General features: G+C 64.0%; 14 protein-coding genes. 6 read left to right on the top strand and 8 right to left on the bottom strand.

What is annotated here, in order from left to right; all coding sequences use genetic code 11:
- Positions 1-6: 6 nt before the first annotated feature.
- The 3 genes from rpe to IHQ72_RS03085 all read right to left on the bottom strand — a co-directional run bounded on the left by rpe (position 7) and on the right by IHQ72_RS03085 (position 6,447).
- A complete protein-coding gene (rpe, locus tag IHQ72_RS03075) occupies positions 7-684 on the bottom strand; it encodes a ribulose-phosphate 3-epimerase (protein ID WP_258121105.1) in 678 nt (225 codons plus the stop codon).
- 299 nt (positions 685-983) lie between these two features.
- On the bottom strand, positions 984-4,511 hold the full coding sequence (locus IHQ72_RS03080) for a DUF7929 domain-containing protein (RefSeq protein ID WP_258121106.1): 3,528 nt from the start codon (positions 4,509-4,511) through the stop codon (positions 984-986).
- A gap of 10 nt (positions 4,512-4,521) precedes the next feature.
- Entirely contained in the window at positions 4,522-6,447 is a 1,926-nt protein-coding gene (locus tag IHQ72_RS03085; RefSeq protein ID WP_258121107.1) for a hypothetical protein, read from the bottom strand.
- Positions 6,448-7,034: 587 nt separating this feature from the next.
- On the opposite strand from IHQ72_RS03085, the gene dnaK reads away from it, so the two are divergent.
- The 6 genes from dnaK to IHQ72_RS03115 all read left to right on the top strand — a co-directional run bounded on the left by dnaK (position 7,035) and on the right by IHQ72_RS03115 (position 12,718).
- Positions 7,035-8,951 (top strand): molecular chaperone DnaK, encoded by a 1,917-nt coding sequence (gene dnaK, locus IHQ72_RS03090; protein ID WP_127316951.1) that lies wholly within the window; start codon positions 7,035-7,037, stop codon positions 8,949-8,951.
- Between the two features lie 211 nt (positions 8,952-9,162).
- Entirely contained in the window at positions 9,163-10,293 is a 1,131-nt protein-coding gene (gene dnaJ / locus IHQ72_RS03095; RefSeq protein ID WP_258121111.1) for a molecular chaperone DnaJ, read from the top strand.
- A 142-nt stretch (positions 10,294-10,435) separates the two neighbouring features.
- The gene (pmtA, locus tag IHQ72_RS03100) at positions 10,436-11,041 is read left to right on the top strand and encodes a phospholipid N-methyltransferase PmtA (protein WP_258121112.1); all 606 of its coding nucleotides are present in this window, start codon (positions 10,436-10,438) and stop codon (positions 11,039-11,041) included.
- Positions 11,042-11,100: 59 nt separating this feature from the next.
- The gene (locus IHQ72_RS03105) at positions 11,101-11,697 is read left to right on the top strand and encodes an NADPH-dependent FMN reductase (RefSeq protein ID WP_258121113.1); all 597 of its coding nucleotides are present in this window, start codon (positions 11,101-11,103) and stop codon (positions 11,695-11,697) included.
- A gap of 20 nt (positions 11,698-11,717) precedes the next feature.
- Positions 11,718-12,401: an orotidine-5'-phosphate decarboxylase gene (gene pyrF, locus IHQ72_RS03110; protein ID WP_258121114.1), complete on the top strand. Its 684-nt coding sequence runs from the start codon at positions 11,718-11,720 to the stop codon at positions 12,399-12,401.
- A gap of 29 nt (positions 12,402-12,430) precedes the next feature.
- A complete protein-coding gene (locus IHQ72_RS03115; protein ID WP_258121115.1) occupies positions 12,431-12,718 on the top strand; it encodes a DUF1330 domain-containing protein in 288 nt (95 codons plus the stop codon).
- Between the two features lie 67 nt (positions 12,719-12,785).
- On the opposite strand, the gene IHQ72_RS03120 is transcribed toward IHQ72_RS03115, so the two are convergent.
- The 5 genes from IHQ72_RS03120 to IHQ72_RS03140 form a co-directional block, all read right to left on the bottom strand.
- A complete protein-coding gene (locus tag IHQ72_RS03120) occupies positions 12,786-13,010 on the bottom strand; it encodes a cupin domain-containing protein (protein WP_258123716.1) in 225 nt (74 codons plus the stop codon).
- Between the two features lie 154 nt (positions 13,011-13,164).
- Positions 13,165-14,550 carry an NAD(P)/FAD-dependent oxidoreductase gene (locus IHQ72_RS03125; protein ID WP_258121116.1) on the bottom strand — a complete coding sequence of 462 codons (1,386 nt, stop codon included), beginning with the start codon at positions 14,548-14,550 and terminating at the stop codon, positions 13,165-13,167.
- 24 nt (positions 14,551-14,574) lie between these two features.
- Complete coding sequence (locus tag IHQ72_RS03130) at positions 14,575-15,684, bottom strand: ABC transporter ATP-binding protein (RefSeq protein WP_258121117.1); 1,110 nt, start codon at positions 15,682-15,684, stop codon at positions 14,575-14,577.
- Position 15,685: 1 nt separating this feature from the next.
- A complete protein-coding gene (locus tag IHQ72_RS03135) occupies positions 15,686-16,471 on the bottom strand; it encodes an ABC transporter permease (RefSeq protein ID WP_258121119.1) in 786 nt (261 codons plus the stop codon).
- Positions 16,471-17,361: an ABC transporter permease gene (locus IHQ72_RS03140; protein WP_258121120.1), complete on the bottom strand. Its 891-nt coding sequence runs from the start codon at positions 17,359-17,361 to the stop codon at positions 16,471-16,473. Before IHQ72_RS03140 ends, IHQ72_RS03135 begins: the two co-directional genes overlap by 1 nt.
- Between the last annotated feature and the right edge of the window lie 3 nt (positions 17,362-17,364).

The raw sequence follows: 17,364 nt of genomic DNA on the forward strand, positions 1-17,364 counted from the left end.
GCAGCGTCAGCCGGCCACTTGGTCGGCCGCTGTCCTGATCGCCTCGATGTTTGTCCGATAGGCGTCGACGCTGCCGCCCTTGAAGATAGCCGCACCGGCGACCAGCACGCTGGCGCCGGCGGCGGTGACCAAAGGTGCTGTTTGCGGCGAGACGCCGCCGTCGATCTCGATCCGGATCGGCCGATTGCCGATCAGCGCTTTCACCCGCTTCACCTTGTCGACGACCCCCGGAATGAAGGCCTGGCCGCCAAAACCCGGATTGACGGTCATGATAAGGATCAGATCGAGCCGGTCGAGCACATATTCGATCGCCGTTTCCGGCGTCGCCGGGTTGAGCGACACGCCGGCCTTCTTGCCGAGGTCCCTGATCGTTTGCAGCGAACGGTCGAGATGCGGCCCGGCCTCGGCATGCACCGTCATGCCGTCGCAGCCGGCTTCGGCGAAGGCCTCCAGATAGGGATCGGCCGGCGCGATCATCAGATGGCAGTCGAAGAAGGCCTTGGTGCGGTTGCGGATCGCCTTGATTACCGGCGGACCGAAGGTGATGTTGGGCACGAAATGCCCGTCCATGACGTCGAGATGGATCCAGTCGGCGCCGGCCGCCGCTACCGCCTCGACCTCGTCGCCGAGCTTCGAAAAATCCGACGCCAGCAAAGATGGCGCGATCAGGGTCTTTTTGCTCATGATCCGGCCTTTCCAGGCGCGCCCGTGGTTTCGAGCACGTCGTCTGGATCGACTGCTAGACCATGATCTGGAAAAGGGGAAGCCGGCTTTTGTGGCCTTGCGAGACCTCGGCGGGACAGCGCCCCCCTCTGTCCTGCCGGACATCTCCCCCACGAGGGGGGAGATTGGCTGTCATCTCCGCTTTCGCCAACCTTCAATGTTGACAAACAGGCGCCGTAGGCGACGCTGCCGATCTCCCCCCGTGTGGGGGAGATGTCCGGCAGGACAGAGGGGGGCGCGAAGGATCGCTGACGGTCCCCCTACTGGAGAGCCCGCGGCCTGCGCCTTGGCACAGGCTGCTGCAGGATGTTCGGGTTCAGCAGCAGGTTCGGATTGATCTGCAGCGTCGGCGTCCTGCGGATCGGGGTGCAGTCCGGATACTGTCCGACTGTCCCGACCGGGCAGCGCCGCTTGATGATCGGCTGGCACCGGCCGTTGATCAGCCGTGAGCCAGGCGCGCACTCCACCTGCGCCCGGCGGCATGCGCCCCTGATCACCTCGGTCCCGCGCGGGCAGACACAGGCGCCGCGCTTGTTGTGGACCTGGCCGCGGATGGTGCACTGTTCAACGGTCGGCTTCTTGACGATCGGCACGCACGCCCTGCCCCTCAGTTCCGTCCGTCTCGGGCAGACGCAGTCGCCGTTCTTGGTGCGGATCTGACCGGGCAGCAGCTTGCACAGGCGTGCCGGCGGCTGGTCGGTCGACACGCACCTGCGGTTCTCCAGCTCGGTTCCGCGCGGGCAGACACAACGCCCGTCGGAGGTCCGGATCTCGCCCTTGAGCAGCACGCAGCGCTCCCTCTTCGGTATAATGACCGTGCCGCCACCCGACGAGCACTGCCCGTTGCGGAAAGTGGTGCCTTCCGGGCAGACGCACCGGCCGGCGTCGTTCATGACGAGATCTGCCGAGCACTCCTTCTGCACCTCATTCTTGATGGTGAAGGGATGGCAGGCATAGGCCTTGCCGCGATCGCCCTGCACGTTGGTCAGGTCGCGGGAGAGCACTTCGCCCGTACCTCGCACTGGCGTGTGGGGCGACAGCACGCCGACGCAGTTCTGGCCGCTGACGGTGCCCTGCAGATTGGCCAGGCGGCCGTCGTCGGGAATGATCACGGTCACACGGTGAACGTGGCTTTCCCCGGCGCCGAGCGTCAGATTGGCGATGCAGGATGCCGGCAAGGTGGCCGGTTCCGGCGCGCAGCCGAAGGGCGGGTCGATCAAGGTGATCGCAACGCCTTCCAGCCGGCCAAGGCCTTCGACGCCGATCGCATCACCGATGCGAACCGGACCGGAGAAGGCGTTTTGGCCATCGTTCGCGATGGTGATCTCGAACGAGCAGGGCCGGCCGATCCGGCACTCGGCATCGCCGGTCTTCTCGACACGGATGGTCGAGGCGCCGCCACCCTTGGCGCAGGCCCTGCCGATCGGATGGACGATGTCGTCTCCTGGCGCCGGGCCGTAGAAGCCGCGTGCGCAGTTCTCGAACACGCCATTCGCGGCAACCGTCACATCGAAGTGGCGGCCGGTTCCGGGCGTCATGACGGCGCCGGGAATCTGGCACGACAGCGCATTGGCCGGAACCGGTCCGCACGCCCATTCCGCGCCGTCAGGGGTGACAGTCTGGATCTGCACGGGCGCTCCGCCGGCCACCAGCGTGGCGGCATCGTTGACCCGCACCGGACCGATGGAGGCAATGGTGCCGGTGCTGATGACGGTGATGCGGCAGGTGACGGCGACAGCACCGGCCAGCGAGCCGCTGCACAGCTTGGTGATGCGCAGGGCCGGCTTGCCGCCATCACGGATGCGTTGCTTGGCGCAGGCGCGGTTGTTCGTGAGGTCGTTCTCACCGGGGATGGCTTTCACCTCGGCGCAGTTCTCGACGGTGTCCGGACGGTAGCCGGCCGGCATCACCGCCTTGACGAAGATCGGCGTCGAGGCGCCCGGCGAGAGCACGATGCCGGCATTGTCGCAGCGGAACTGGCCGGGGCCGTTCGGTCCGCATGTCCAGGGCGGGGTCGGGCCGAAGCTCGACGATGCCGGCGCGCCGCCCGGATAGGTGTCGGTGACCGTCAGCGGCCCGTCATAGAGGACGCTGCCGTTGTTGATGATGTCGATCACGAAGGTGCAGACGCCATCGGCCGTGCAGACCGGGGTGCGGGCACGCTTCTTCAGGATCAGATCGAGCTTCTTTTCCACCGGCAGCCGGCAGTCGCGGTCACGGTCGCCGCGCCGGCAGATCGGGATCGAGGCGCAGCCGCGGTCGTTTTGATGGCTGCCGAACAGCGGCTTGCCGCTGGCCCCATAATTATAGGCGGCGCAGTTGCGCAAGATGCGGCCCTTCCAACCTCCGGCCGGCTTGAAGCCGAGCTTGAGGTCGACGGAGGCACCCGGGTTGAGCTTGGTCACTGGATGGGTGCACATCATCGGGGTGGCCGCCGGCGCACAGGCCCAGGGCGCATTCGGTCCTGAATCGAGAGTGGAGCCGGCCAGCAGCGTTACTTCGTCGATAACGATCTTGCCGTGATACGGCCCGTCGCCGACATTGGTGACCCTGATGGTGAAGTCGCAGTCGCCACCCATCGTGCAACGCGGAACGTCGGCGCGTTTTTCGACTTTCAGATCCGGCTCCCTGTCCTTGGGCGGACACCTCTGGTCGCGCGGAATGACGATTTCGATCCTCTGCGTGCAGCACAGGCCCCAGCCCTCTTCCGGGCCGGCATAGGTTTCGATTCCGGTGACGATGAGGTGGATGACGTCGCCAGGTGAGGCACCGACGATCTTCCAGTCGAGCACACCGCCGCCCGCCGGCACCAACTGCGTGTCGCGGATGATGGTGATGCCCGGTGTCGTCGTCGAAAGCTGCACCCATTTGCCGCGCATCTCGGCGCCGACCGGCATGTGGTAGATGAAGGCGTCGCCGCCGGGCACGCAATCGACCGTGCCGCGTTCCACCTTGAAGCATTCCTTGCCGGGAGGTGGCGGCGGCGGGTTGCATTTGGTCAAGTCGATCTTGATCGAGGTCTTTGCGCCGGTGAGGAAATTGCCGTCGTCAGGCTTGGCCGGATCCTGCGACGGGATGATGGTCGCGGTGCCGGGTCCGACCGTCAGCTTGATCATGCCCTGATTGTCGACGATCGCCGGCGAGGCAAACGCCGCATGATCGATCTTCGCGGTGATCTGGAGGGTGATGACGCGCTCGTTCGGGGCGCCGAGCCCGTCGAGATCGGAGGCGGAGATCCGGAAATCGGAAACCGTCGCCGTGTCGTTCGGGTTTGCCGACGTGCTGATCGAGGCACCGGGCAGCGGTCCGCCGGACGCGTCCGTGCCGTCGCCGGACACATGCACGCCGACAATTCGCAGGCCATGCGGAAGCTGGTCCTTGAAGTCGATCTTGGCCTTTTGCAGCGCGGCCGCGAGGCCTGGGCTGGCAAAAGCTTGCGGGTTGCCGCGCAGGCCGAAGCTCAGGGAATGTACGACATAGTCGCAGCCTCGTTGTCTGCCTTTCTTGGTGAAGAAAGGCACGACCCGGCCGGGCCGCGGATTGGCGATGCGCGGCTCATCGAGGTCGAGCTCGAAATCCGGACCGGCGGTTTCGAGCGGACCGGAATCGGCGGGTTTGTCGAGGTCGGTCTGGCTGGTCTGAGCCGGAACAAGGTCCTGGGCTAAGCCTTGTGCCGGGGCTAGCATGGCGACCGCGATCCCTGCCGCCATCAGCCAGCGCGCACCGCGCCTGGCCAGGGATAGGGGTTTCATGATCGTCGCAAGCGGGGAAAATGCTGAAATGCTCATCTCCCCCTCCTCAACGTTCGCAGCTGACGGCTGGGGTTCTGAGCGGCACGGTCATCTTGCAGCAAGGGAAGTAGCCGCCCTTGTCGCGGTCGGACTGCCTGTAGAAGCAGAGCCCGACGTCGACCGTGTCGCCAGGATAATGGCCGGTGATGCCGATCGTGTAGGGCGTGCCGGGAGCATGCGATTGGGGTGAAGTCACCCCGACGCCTGATGTCCTGGACAGAGCCTTGATCGAATCGCCGCCAAATCCGGCAGGGTCGCGGAGATAGAGTTCGGCCTCGAGGCCGGAGGGCGTGCAGAAGTATCTGACATCCTCGACGTCGAGGCAAGGAGGCACGCCACCGGGGGGCGGAAAATCAGGCGGATAGAAAGGTGGCAGGTAACCGCCGCCCGGTATCTGCTCGTAATAGCCGGCACGGCCCTCGCAGGGGTGCCAGACCTGGACGTCGCCGACATGGCCTTCAACCTCGGGATCTTCGAAATAGCCATCGAAGTCGACGAACCACGAGCCGAAGGGTGGCACGTTGGCCGGCTTCACCTGCGCCGTCGGCGTGATCTGCACACCGTGCACGGCGAGCGGCCCGCCGCCGGCAAGCTGTTCGGCAAGCGCCGGGTTATCACGCAATTTGTCGCCGGTCTTGACCAGCGTGTCGGTGCAGACGCTCGTGTCGAGATTGCCGTCGGCGTCATAGCCATATTGCAGGTCGAGGCCGCCGGCCGACTGCCGGTTGTCCTCGGGGAAGCCGACCGCATATTCCTGCGGCATTTCCACCCAGACTGATTCCGTCGCCGGATCGTCCGGGTTTTCGCGCCAGTAGCGGAAGACCTCGCCCTTGCCGGTATCGGCGAACCGGCTGTAGTCGTAGCGGTTTTCCACCGGGCCGCGCTGGGCCAGGTACATGAAGCCGCTGATGTCGAAAGCGATGTCGGTTACGGCTTGGTCCTTGTCGGCCTTGACCGTCAGTTCCCAGCGCGGGTCGCCGGCAAAGCTGCCGTCGCGGGCAACGCCCACCGACCAGATCTCGGCCTTTTCACCGACCGAATAATAGAGCCGGCCGCCATGATAGGCGACGGACCAGACACGGCGCTCATTCTGCGTGTAACCCCAGCTGTCGGGGTCTTCGCTGTCGAAGCCAGCGTCCTCGATGTCCATCGCCGAGCTATCGTCGGCAAGCGGGGCCAGCCCGTGCGCCGGGTGCCCGGCAACCCCGTGGTCGAACGTGTCGACCAGGTCTCCGGTGGCGTCTATGCGATGGATGAGACCGGTGTCGAGGTCGCTGGCGAAGAACTGGCGGCGGATATTGTCGAAGGTGATGTCGCCGATGCCAGGGCCGCTGTTGGTGTCGACGTCGGCGAATTTGCTGACCTGGCCGGTGATGCCGTCGATCTTCCAGATCGTGCCCGGTCCGCCACCGTTCTCGGTGCCGAATTGGCCGCCCATGAAGGTGGCGCCGGCAGCACCGCGACGCTGGCGCTCGGGACGACCGTCCGCATCTTCGTCTGATGGGACGATGCGGACGCCATGCAGCGAGGTGGCGCCGGCATAGAGGTTCGGAATGCCCGAGGGAGCGCCGTCGCGGACGCCGTCGTCATAGGTGATGGCGAACACCTGGCCGATCTGCCCGGCCGTCACTTCAAAGGGTGGTGGCGTGAAGACGAGCTGGCCGGAGGCCGGCCCGCCCAGCCTTGAAACGTCAAAGACGCGCAAGGTTGCGCGCGTCGTGTCGATAAAGGTCTCGTCGACCGGATCGACGCCGGGCGGCAGGCCCTCCTCGAAATTAGGGCCCTCTTCGAAATTGGGAATGACGGTACCGGAAAATCCGGTCACCGCCATCGAGCCTGGATAGATGATCTGCGTTTCCTGCGCCTGGACGGCACCGCCAAGCCACAGGGTGGTGGCGAGCGCCAGCGCCAGAAAGCCGCTGGCTAGTTGCATCGCACGGCGCAAACGGCCAGCACGAGAGCGCATGAACGCGCCGCGGTCGCAAGACATGGAGTTCCCCCCGCGGGCGACGGGAGAAACATCCGGCGTTTCCGCGCAAATCAGGGCAAGGCGCGACGTTCCGGCACGTTTTTCCCTGATCGAATTGTCTGCTTTCCTCGTAATCACGATACGTCGGCTCTTATGCGGGGTCAACGGAATCAGCGGAAAGCCTGGGGTATCGGCTCCACCCCGAAAGCGGTGGTCGCGCCGAGTTCCCGGAGACCGCGAAGGCTCTGGATATCCAGTCATAGGGCTTTCCTTTCCATGGCCGCACCATGCGGCGCACCTTGGTGTCAGTCGCGAACGGACGCGGAAAGGTTCATGGGAGCCATGGCCGGAGAACCCCGGCCGGCCCGAGCAAAGGATGTTGGGCGGCCTTGCGCAGAATGCTTGCGCGCCGCGCAGCCTGTTCTTATATACGCGCCAAGCCGTTCGACGCCGGAATGCCGGTTGCCGAAGCGGAATTTCTTGTGAACAGGGGCTTTCGTCGGAATGCCTGTACGGGTCCTGAGAGCCTGCTTAGCGGAGAGACTAGAAAAATGGCAAAAGTAATCGGTATCGATCTGGGGACCACCAACTCCTGCGTCGCCATCATGGACGGCAAGGAATCGAAGGTCATCGAGAATGCGGAAGGCGCGCGCACGACCCCTTCCATCGTCGCCATCAACAGCGATGGCGAGCGCCTCGTCGGCCAGCCGGCCAAGCGCCAGGCGGTCACCAATCCTGAAAACACCATCTTCGCGGTCAAGCGCCTGATCGGCCGCCGCTATGACGATCCGGTGACGGAAAAGGACAAGAAGCTTGTCCCCTACAAGATCGTCAAGGGCGACAATGGCGACGCCTGGGTCGAGGCCGGCGGCAAGAAGCAGTCGCCCAGCCAGATCTCGGCGATGATCCTGCAGAAGATGAAGGAAACGGCGGAAGCCTATCTCGGCGAGAAGGTCGAGAAGGCGGTCATCACCGTTCCGGCCTATTTCAACGACGCCCAGCGCCAGGCCACCAAGGATGCCGGCAAGATCGCCGGCCTCGAAGTGCTGCGCATCATCAACGAGCCCACCGCGGCCGCACTTGCCTACGGCCTCGACAAGAAGGAAGGCAAGACCATTGCCGTCTATGACCTTGGCGGCGGCACGTTCGACATTTCGGTGCTCGAAATCGGCGACGGCGTCTTCGAGGTGAAGTCGACCAATGGCGACACCTTCCTCGGCGGCGAGGATTTCGACATGCGTCTGGTCGAATATCTGGCGGCCGAGTTCAAGAAGGAACAGGGCATCGACCTGCGCAGCGACAAGCTCGCGCTTCAGCGCCTCAAGGAAGCGGCGGAAAAGGCCAAGATCGAGCTGTCGTCGACGACGCAGACCGAGATCAACCTGCCCTTCATCACCGCCGATGCCACCGGCCCCAAGCACCTGACGCTGAAGCTGACGCGGGCGAAGTTCGAGAGCCTGGTCGAGGATCTCGTCCAACGCACGATCGATCCCTGCAAGGCGGCGCTCAAGGATGCCGGCCTGAAGGCCGGCGAAATCGACGAGGTCGTCCTGGTCGGCGGCATGACCCGCATGCCCAAGATCCAGGAGATCGTGAAGCAGTTCTTCGGCAAGGAGCCGCACAAGGGCGTCAATCCGGACGAGGTCGTCGCGTTGGGCGCCGCCATCCAGGCCGGCGTGCTGCAGGGCGACGTCAAGGACGTGCTGCTGCTCGACGTGACGCCGCTGTCGCTCGGCATCGAGACGCTGGGTGGCGTGTTCACGCGGCTGATCGAGCGCAACACGACGATCCCGACCAAGAAGAGCCAGGTGTTCTCGACGGCCGAGGATTCACAGTCGGCTGTGACCATCCGCGTCTTCCAGGGCGAGCGTGAAATGGCCGCCGACAACAAGGCGCTCGGCCAGTTCGACCTGGTCGGCATTCCGCCGGCGCCGCGCGGCGTGCCGCAGATCGAGGTTACTTTCGACATCGACGCCAACGGCATCGTCAATGTCTCGGCCAAGGACAAGGGAACCGGCAAGGAGCACCAGATCCGCATCCAGGCGTCTGGCGGCCTTTCGGACGCCGACATCGAGAAGATGGTGAAGGACGCCGAAGCCAATGCCGAGGCCGATAAGAAGCGGCGTGCGCTGGTCGAGGCCCGCAACCAGGCCGAGGCGCTGGTGCATTCCTCGGAGAAGTCGCTGAAGGAATATGGCGAGAAGGTTTCCGAGGCCGACCGCACGGCGATCGCCGATGCGATCGCGGCGTTGAAGACCGCTGCCGAAGGCGACGACGCGGCCGAGATCGAAGCCAAGACCCAGGCGCTCGCCGAAACTTCGATGAAGCTCGGCCAGGCCATGTACGAGGCTTCGCAGAAGGAAGCCGCGGAGGCTGACGCCAAGGCGGATGCCGCCAAGGACAGCGACGTGGTCGATGCCGATTTCGAGGAAATCAACGAGGACGACGACAAGAAGAAGTCGGCCTGAGCGGCCTGACGGCAGGTTTAGGCAGAAAGCCCGGCGCAAAGCCGGGCTTTTTTGCAACTCTGGCCGAAAAAATGCGGGCCTGATCGAAAAAATGCGAGCAAGCCCGCGTCGACACTGGCATCCAGGCCCTATCGCACCTAAATCGGAACAGCGTGCCGGCAAACGACGCAACAAGGCTTCTAGACGTTGAATATCCGGACTGCAGGAAAAGATGAAAGCTGATTTCTACGAAACGCTGGGCGTACAAAAGGGGGCCGACGAGAAGGAGCTCAAGGGCGCTTTCCGCAAGCTCGCCATGCAGTTCCATCCCGATCGCAATCCCGGCGACCATTCCTGCGAGCACAAGTTCAAGGAAATCAACGAGGCCTACGAGACGCTGAAGGACCCGCAGAAGCGCGCGGCCTATGATCGTTTCGGCCACGCCGCCTTCGAACAGGGCGGCATGAACGGCGGCGCACACGGCTTCGGCGCCGGCGGCTTCGCCGACATCTTCGAGGATATTTTCGGCGACATGATGGGCGGGCGCCAGCGCCGCTCCTCAGGTGGGCGCGAGCGCGGCGCCGATCTGCGCTACAATATGGAAATCACGCTGGAGGAGGCGTTTACCGGCAAGACTGCGCAGATCCACGTGCCGGCGTCGATCTCCTGCACGGAATGCTCCGGCAGCGGCGCCAAGCCCGGCACCCAGCCCGTCACCTGCTCGATGTGCAACGGCCACGGCAAGGTGCGCGCCACGCAAGGGTTCTTCTCGATCGAGCGCACCTGCCCGCAATGCCAGGGGCGTGGCCAGACCATCAAGGAGCCGTGCCCGAAATGCGCAGGCCAGGGCCGCGTCACCGAGGAGCGATCGCTGTCGGTCAACATCCCGGCCGGCATCGAGGATGGCACCCGCATCCGCCTTGCCAATGAGGGCGAGGCCGGCCTGCGGGGCGGCCCGTCGGGCGACCTCTATATTTTCCTGGCGGTCAAGCCGCACGAATTCTTCCAGCGCGACGGCGCCGATCTCTACTGCAAGGTGCCGATCTCGATGACGACAGCCGCTCTCGGCGGTTCCTTCGAGGTGGCGACTCTGGACGGCACCCAGACGAAGGTGAAGGTGCCGGAAGGCACTCAGAACGGCCGCCAGTTCCGCCTCAAGGGCAAGGGCATGCCGGTGCTGCGCCAGCACAATGTCGGCGATCTCTATATCCAGACCGCGGTCGAGACGCCGCAAAACCTTTCCCGCCGCCAGCGCGAGCTGCTGGAGGAGTTCGAGCAGCTTTCCTCGAAGGATAATTCGCCCCAGTCGAGCGGCTTTTTTGCCCGCATGAAGGACTTCTTCGAAACCTTCGGCGAGCGCTGATACCGATTCCCGCCAATCGGGTGTAGAGTACAATTGAGCGGAAGCTTCCCCAGCGTCATCAACATCTTATACCGGCGTCCGCCTTGCCTTGGACCCCGTAGCTGCTAAGTAGCCTCTCGGGGGAGCGTTCAGGAGAACTTGCATGGCCCATGGTCCCGGATTGCGAAAGGCGCTGGCGGAAAAGTTCGACGACGAACTGAAGTTCTTCAAGGGCTGGATCGACAAGCCGAAGGCGGTCGGTTCGATCGTGCCGACCAGTTCCATCACGGCCCGCAAGATGGCCTCCGTCGTCAACCCGAAATCGGGCCTGCCGGTGCTCGAAGTCGGGCCCGGCACCGGCGTCATCACCCGAGCCATCCTCGCCCAGGGCGTAAAGCCTGAAAATCTCTATGCGGTCGAATACTCCACCGATTTCGTGCGCCATCTGCGCCAGCTCTATCCCGGCGTCAACGTCATCGAGGGCGACGCCTTCAATCTCGATGCGACGCTCGGCGACAAGCGCGGCCTGACCTTCGATTCGGTCGTCTCCGGCGTGCCATTGCTCAATTTCCCGGTCGCCCAGCGCATCGCCTATGTCGAAAGCCTTCTCGACCGCATCCCGACAGGCCGCCCGATCGTGCAGCTGACCTACGGCCCGCTGTCGCCGATCCCGCCCGGCCGCGGCGACTACACGGTCGAGCACTTCCATTTCGTCATCCGCAACATCCCGCCAACGCAGCTTTGGATCTACCGGCGCGGGGCGCATTGATCAGTATTTGGGATTTGAGACGTGCTTGGCCTATACCTGTCCGCTGACAAAGGTGGCCAATGGCAGTGATCCCGAAAATTCTCGTCTTCGCGGGCTCGATTCGCACTGGCGCCTACAGCGGCAGGACCGCCGATGTCGCGCAGAAGGAACTTGCCATGCAGGGCGCCGAGGTGACCCGCATCTCGCTTGCCGACTATCCGCTGCCGATCCTGGACGAGGACCTGGAAAAGGAGAAAGGCGTTCCCGAAAACGCCATCAAGCTCGCCCGGCAGATCGCCGCCCATGACGGGCTGCTGATCGCGACGCCCGAATATAACGGCTCCATCCCGCCGCTGCTCAAGAATACCATCGACTGGGTGAGCCGGGTGCGCACGGATGACGGGCGGTCGTTCAGGCCGTTCACCGGCAAGCCCGCTGGCCTTTGTTCGTCTTCCAAGGGACACTTCGCCGGAGTACGCTGCATCAACCATCTGCGCGCCGTGCTGGTGCGCTGCCAGATGGAGGTGGTGACGCCGGAGTGCTCGGTGCCGGAGGGCGGCAATGCCTTCGACGAGGACGGAAATTTCAGGGACGAGAGACTGCACAGATCGATGGAGCACCTATGCCGCACGCTGATCGAAACCTCGCGCATGCTGTCGAAGCGGATCGAGGCTTGATCCGGGAGCGCGCCAGCACCATGCAAGACAGGCTGATCGTCGGCCTTGACGTGCCGACGCTGAAAGAAGCCGAGAAAGCGGTGCGCGAGCTCGACGGGATCGTCTCCTTCTACAAGATCGGTTATCAGCTCGCTTTCGCCGGCGGCCTCGACTTCGCCCGCGAGCTCGCCAGCGGCGGCACCAGGATCTTCCTCGACATGAAGCTGCTCGACATCGACAACACGGTGGCCAGGGGTGTCGAGGCGATCGCCGGGATGGGCATGACCATGCTGACTCTGCACGCCTATCCGAAGACGATGAAGGCAGCAGTCGAGGCCGCCAGGGGCAGCGATCTCTGCCTGCTCGGCGTCACCGTGCTGACTTCGATGGACGAGCAGGACGTGATCGACGCCGGCTATGAGCATGACCCGCATACGCTGGTGCTGAGGCGCTCCGAGCAGGCGCTGCATGCCGGCATGGGCGGCATCGTCTGCTCGGCGGAGGAAGCGGAAGCGGTGCGCCGGATCGTCGGCCCCAACATGGCCGTCGTCACGCCGGGAATACGGCCCAAGGGCAGCGACCATGGCGACCAGAAACGCGTGGTCACGCCGGCGCAAGCGATCCGCAACGGCTCCAGCCATCTCGTCGTCGGACGGCCGATCGTCGGCGCGCCAGACAGGCGGGCGGTCGCGGAAGCCATTCTTGATGAAATGCGCTCGGCCTAAACGCCAAGGAACAATTTCGGAGAAGAAGGATGCCCAAGGGATACTGGATCGCCCGCGTCGATGTGCGCGATGCGGAAGGCTATAAGGACTATGTTGCCGCCGCCAAACCGGCCTTCGAACGTTTCGGCGCCGTTTTCCTGGCACGTGGCGGTGCGCATGAAAAGGCCGAAGGGCCGGGCCGCGACCGCAATGTGATCATCGAGTTTCCGTCATTGACTGCGGCGCGCGATTGCTACCACTCGCCCGAATACCAGCGCGCCGTCGCGATCCGCCAGAAAGTGGCCGACGGCGAGATCGTGCTGGTCGAAGGGGTTTAGTTGAGCGGCAACCGCCGTGGCGTGCGTGGTCTCATCGGAAACGCTAGCGAGCATGCACCTGCAGTGATCAGACCGAATGCAGGATGTAAAGCTTGCGCGTTTTCTCGTGGATGGTCCATTCGCCCTGCCAGCCAAGCGGCAGGACGAGCAATTCGCCGGGTCCGACATTCTTGGCCGCGCCGTCGGGACCATGCAGCGTCACACGGCCGGAGACGATGTGGCAAATCTCGGAATTCATATCTCGGCGCGCGGTGAACCGGCCCTGCGAACATTCCCAGACACCGACTTCGATCTTGCCATCATCCGAAGTTCAGAGGGTGTTGGCTGCTTCCTGCTGATCGCCTTCCACCGAGGTGGGTTTCGGCTGGGGCTCACCGAGGTCGATATGCGCAAGGTGAGCAAAGGTCTTGAAGTCGATCATTCCTAAATCCTCGAGGTGATGCGGTTCAGTGGCCGGTGATGCGATCGGCCAAGGCCGCCAGCCGCGATGTGCGCGGCAGCCCCTTTGCTTCCCGCTCGTCGGCAATTCGATAGAGCTGATACATCGAATGCACGCCGAGCCAGCGCAGCGGCTCCGGCTCCCATTTGCGCACGGTTCGATTGACCCAGGGAAGCCGCGTCAGCTCGGTGTCGTTGCCCAGCAGCAGATCCCTCAGAGTGCGTCCCGAGAGGTTCGAGGTGGAAACGCCGAGGCCGACATAACCGCCTGCCCAGCCTATTCCGGTCTGCCTGTCAAAGCCCACCGTCGTGCACCAGTCGCGCGGCACGCCCAGCGTTCCACACCACGCGTGGTCGAGCCTGAGCCCCTTGGTCTGCGGCAGAAGCGTCGTTAGGATCTTGTGCAGCTTGTCGATCGTCGCCTGCTGGGTAACACCTCGAACGTCGGTTTTCGAGCCGAACCGATAGGGCACCCCGCGCCCGCCCATGGCAATGCGCCCTTCCCGGGTGCGCTGCGCGTAGCAGTATGTGTGCGCGGCGTCGCCGAGCACCTCGTAGCCGTTCCAGCCGATTTCGCTCCACAGTTTTTCGGACAACGGCTCGGTGACGACGATGGCGCTGTTGAGCGCCAACCAAAGTCTCTCGTGGCCGGCAATTCCCGCTGTGAAGCCCTCGGTGGCGCGCACGATCTTTTCGGCCCGCACCACGCCCCGGTTGGTTGCGACCTTGCCCTTCTCGATCGACAGCACGGTGGTCTGTTCGTAGATCGGGACACCGAGGCGTTCCACTGCCTTGGCGAGCCCCTGCACCAGCTTTGCGGGCTGAACCCGCGCAACTTTCTTGATAACGAAGGCGCCGCGCGCGTTGTGTACCGCTATGCGCCGGCGCATCTCGGCAGCATCGATATACCCCACGCGTTCGTCGGTCAGCTCCCAGGATCTGGCATGGGCATACATCGCCTTGGCGCGCTGCTCCTGCGCCTCGTTGGTTGCGACCAGCAGTTCGTCGGTACGGCGAATGTCGGCGTCGATGCCTTGGGTTTCCGCGACCGATATGACCTCGTTCACCGTGCCCATCATTGCCGCCTGCATGGCGATGACTCCGCGGCGCGACGATTCCTTCTCATATTTTTCGCGCGACCACGAGAACCCGCCGGACAGCCAGCCGCCATTGCGTCCCGAAGCACCGAAGCCGGCGAACTCCTTCTCGACGATGACAATGTTGAGGTGCGGGGCTGCCTGCTTCAGATAGTAGGCGGTCCAAAGGCCGGTGTAGCCGGCCCCGACGATGCAAACGTCGGCGACGATATCGCCCGGCAGCGGCGGCCGATAGCCGGGCACGCCGCCGATGTCGGCATACCAGAATGACACGTCGCCGTTCTTCTTCACGTCCATTGTCGCGATTTTCCCAGATAAGATTCAGGTCAGCGTGAAATCGGCGTTTTCGTCGTCCGCCAACAGCTTCACGTCGCTGCCAGCGAATATGAGGTCGACCTCGTCGCCGATGGCGAAGGTCTCGGCGTCCAGCGTCGAACGCACGATCGCCTTGGAGGTGTCGGCCAGCACGACCTCGTATTTGGAGCCAGATCCGAGGTAGATGGCCTCGCCGATGCGCCCGGGCAGGGTGTTTCGATCCTGTCCGCCCTTTCCTCGCCTGGCGAGGCTCAGCTTCTCCGGCCGCAGCAGCATCACGGGCTTGGCGCCGGCGGCAAGGCGTTTGGCGGCAGCCACTTTCCGTCCGGCTATGTCGATGGCGGTCCCGTTGCCGGAGGTGGAGGCTGCGCCACGCAGTATCGTCGAGTCGCCGACGAACTTTCCGACGAACAAGGTCTCGGGCTCGTCGTAGAGCTGGCGGCCGGTGCCGATCTGCTCGATGCGTCCCTGGTTGAACACGGCGATGCGGTCCGAGAGCACCAGCGCCTCTTCCTGGTCGTGCGTGACGTAAACGAAGGTGGTGCCCAGTTCCCGGTGGATCCGTTTGATTTCGAGTTGCAGCCATTCACGCAGCTTCTTGTCGAGCGCGCCGAGCGGCTCGTCCATCAGGAGCAGTGGCGGGTCGAATACGATGGCACGCGCCAGCGCGACGCGCTGCTGCTGCCCGCCGGAGAGCTCGCTAGGGAAGCGGTGGCCGAAATCCGCCATCTTCACCATGTCCAGCGCCTTGCGCACCCGGGCCGCGCGATCGGGATTGGCGATGCCGCGTAAGGTCAGCGGATATGCAACGTTCCTGCTCACCGTCATATGCGGAAACAGCGCGTAGTGCTGGAAGACCACGCCGATGTTGCGTTTGTGCGCCGGTACGCCGATGACGCTCTTGCCGCCGACATCAAGCGAACCCGAGCTGACCTCGGTGAAGCCGGCGATGACGTTGAGCGTGGTCGTCTTGCCCGAACCGCTGGGTCCGAGCAGCGTCATGAACTCCCCCGGCTCGATGCGCAGCGAGACCTTATCGAGAGCGATGAAGCTGCCATAGTGTTTGCTGACGGATTTGAGATCGATGGCTGCGCCGCGGGTCGATGGTGAGGCCATGTCAACGTTTTCCCTGTCTCGAGCCGATCAGCAGCCCGACCCCGATCACCAGCGACGTCACGATGAAGAGCAGCGTGCCCACCGCCGCGACCGTGGGGTCGGCGTCCCGGGTGATGCTCGAGAAGATCTGGACCGGCAGTGTCTTCAGGTAAGGGCTGGTGATGAACAGCGCGACGATGATCTCGTCGAACGAGGTCACGAACGCAAACAGCAGGCCCGACAAAATCCCGGGCGCGATCAGCGGCAACGTCACCGTCCTGAACGCCGTCAGCCGGGTCGCGCCGAGACTGGCCGCAGCAGTCTCCAGCCGTTTGTCGAAGACTTCCAGGCTGGCGGAGACGGCGATGATGACGAACGGAACGGCGAGCATCGTGTGGGCCAGCACGAAGCCGGTCATGGTGCCGACCAAACGCGTATCGAGATAGACCGCATAGATTCCGACAGCGAGCACCACCCCCGGCACAACCATTGGCGTGATCAGCAGAGCGCGCAGCACGCCGCTGACGCGGCTTTTCATGCGATCGAGACCGAACGCCGCCAGCGTGCCGATGACGGTGGCGAACACCGCCGTGACGACGGCAACCTTGAGCGAACCGATCAGGCTCGCCGACCATTCGGGGTTGGTGAAAAAGTTCTGGTACCACTGCCAGGAAAAGCCGGATGGCGGAAATGCCAGCGACTTCTTGTCGTTGAACGACATCGGCACGACGACGATTGTCGGTGCGACCAGCCAGACCGCGACGAGCAGGCAGAACAGACCGAGCAGGATTCGACCGGGCTGTTTCATCAGCGTCTCGAGCCCTTCTTGTGCGGTTGGCGCGACAGCGGTGCTGCAAGCGCGAGCAGGACGAAGGTCGCGATCAACAACACCACACCCATCGCACCGCCGCGACCCCAGTTGAGCAGGCTGAGCACCTGGTTCTGGATCAGGGTCGAGAGCATGGTCGAACGCGGACCGCCGAGCAGCGCGGGGGTGATGTAGAACCCGAGCGCAAGAATGAACACGATGATGGCGCCGGCGTAGACGCCCGGAAGCGAGAGCGGCATATAGACCTGGGCAAAGGCGCGCGCTGGGCTCGCGCCGAGGCTTCGTGCCGCCTGCATGAGCCGCAGGTCGATCGTCTTCATCACCGAATAGAGTGGCAGGATCATGAACGGCAACAGCACCTGCGCCATGCCGATCACCACGCCAGTCTGCGTGCGGATCAGCTTGACCGGGCCGAAGCCGACTGCCCGGATGACGGAGTTGATCACGCCGGAGTCCTGCAAAAGGATGACCCATGCCAGGGTGCGCACCACGCCGCTCACCCAGAACGGCACCAGCACGCACAGGATGAGGACAAGCCGCATCTTGGGTCCGACTGCGGTCATCACATAGGCATAGGGATAGCCGGCAATGAGACATACCAATGTCACCCAAGCCGAGATCGCAAAGGTCCGCTGAAGTACGGTCAGGTTGACCGGTGTGCCGAAGAACCAGGCATAGTTCTGCCATCCCCATTGCGGTTCGGAAAAGCTGCGCAAGGTCACGATGGCGAGCGGCAGGCCCAGGCAGACAACGAGCAACAGCAGCGCCGGCGCGACGAGCCAGAAAGCCTGTCCGCGAAACCAGCGCCGCCGGTCGCCTGCCGCGACAGCCGGAACATTGTTCCGGCTGTCGGTTGCTCTCGTTGCCATGGT

It is taken from the genome of Mesorhizobium onobrychidis (assembly GCF_024707545.1).
GTDB lineage: Bacteria > Pseudomonadota > Alphaproteobacteria > Rhizobiales > Rhizobiaceae > Mesorhizobium > Mesorhizobium onobrychidis.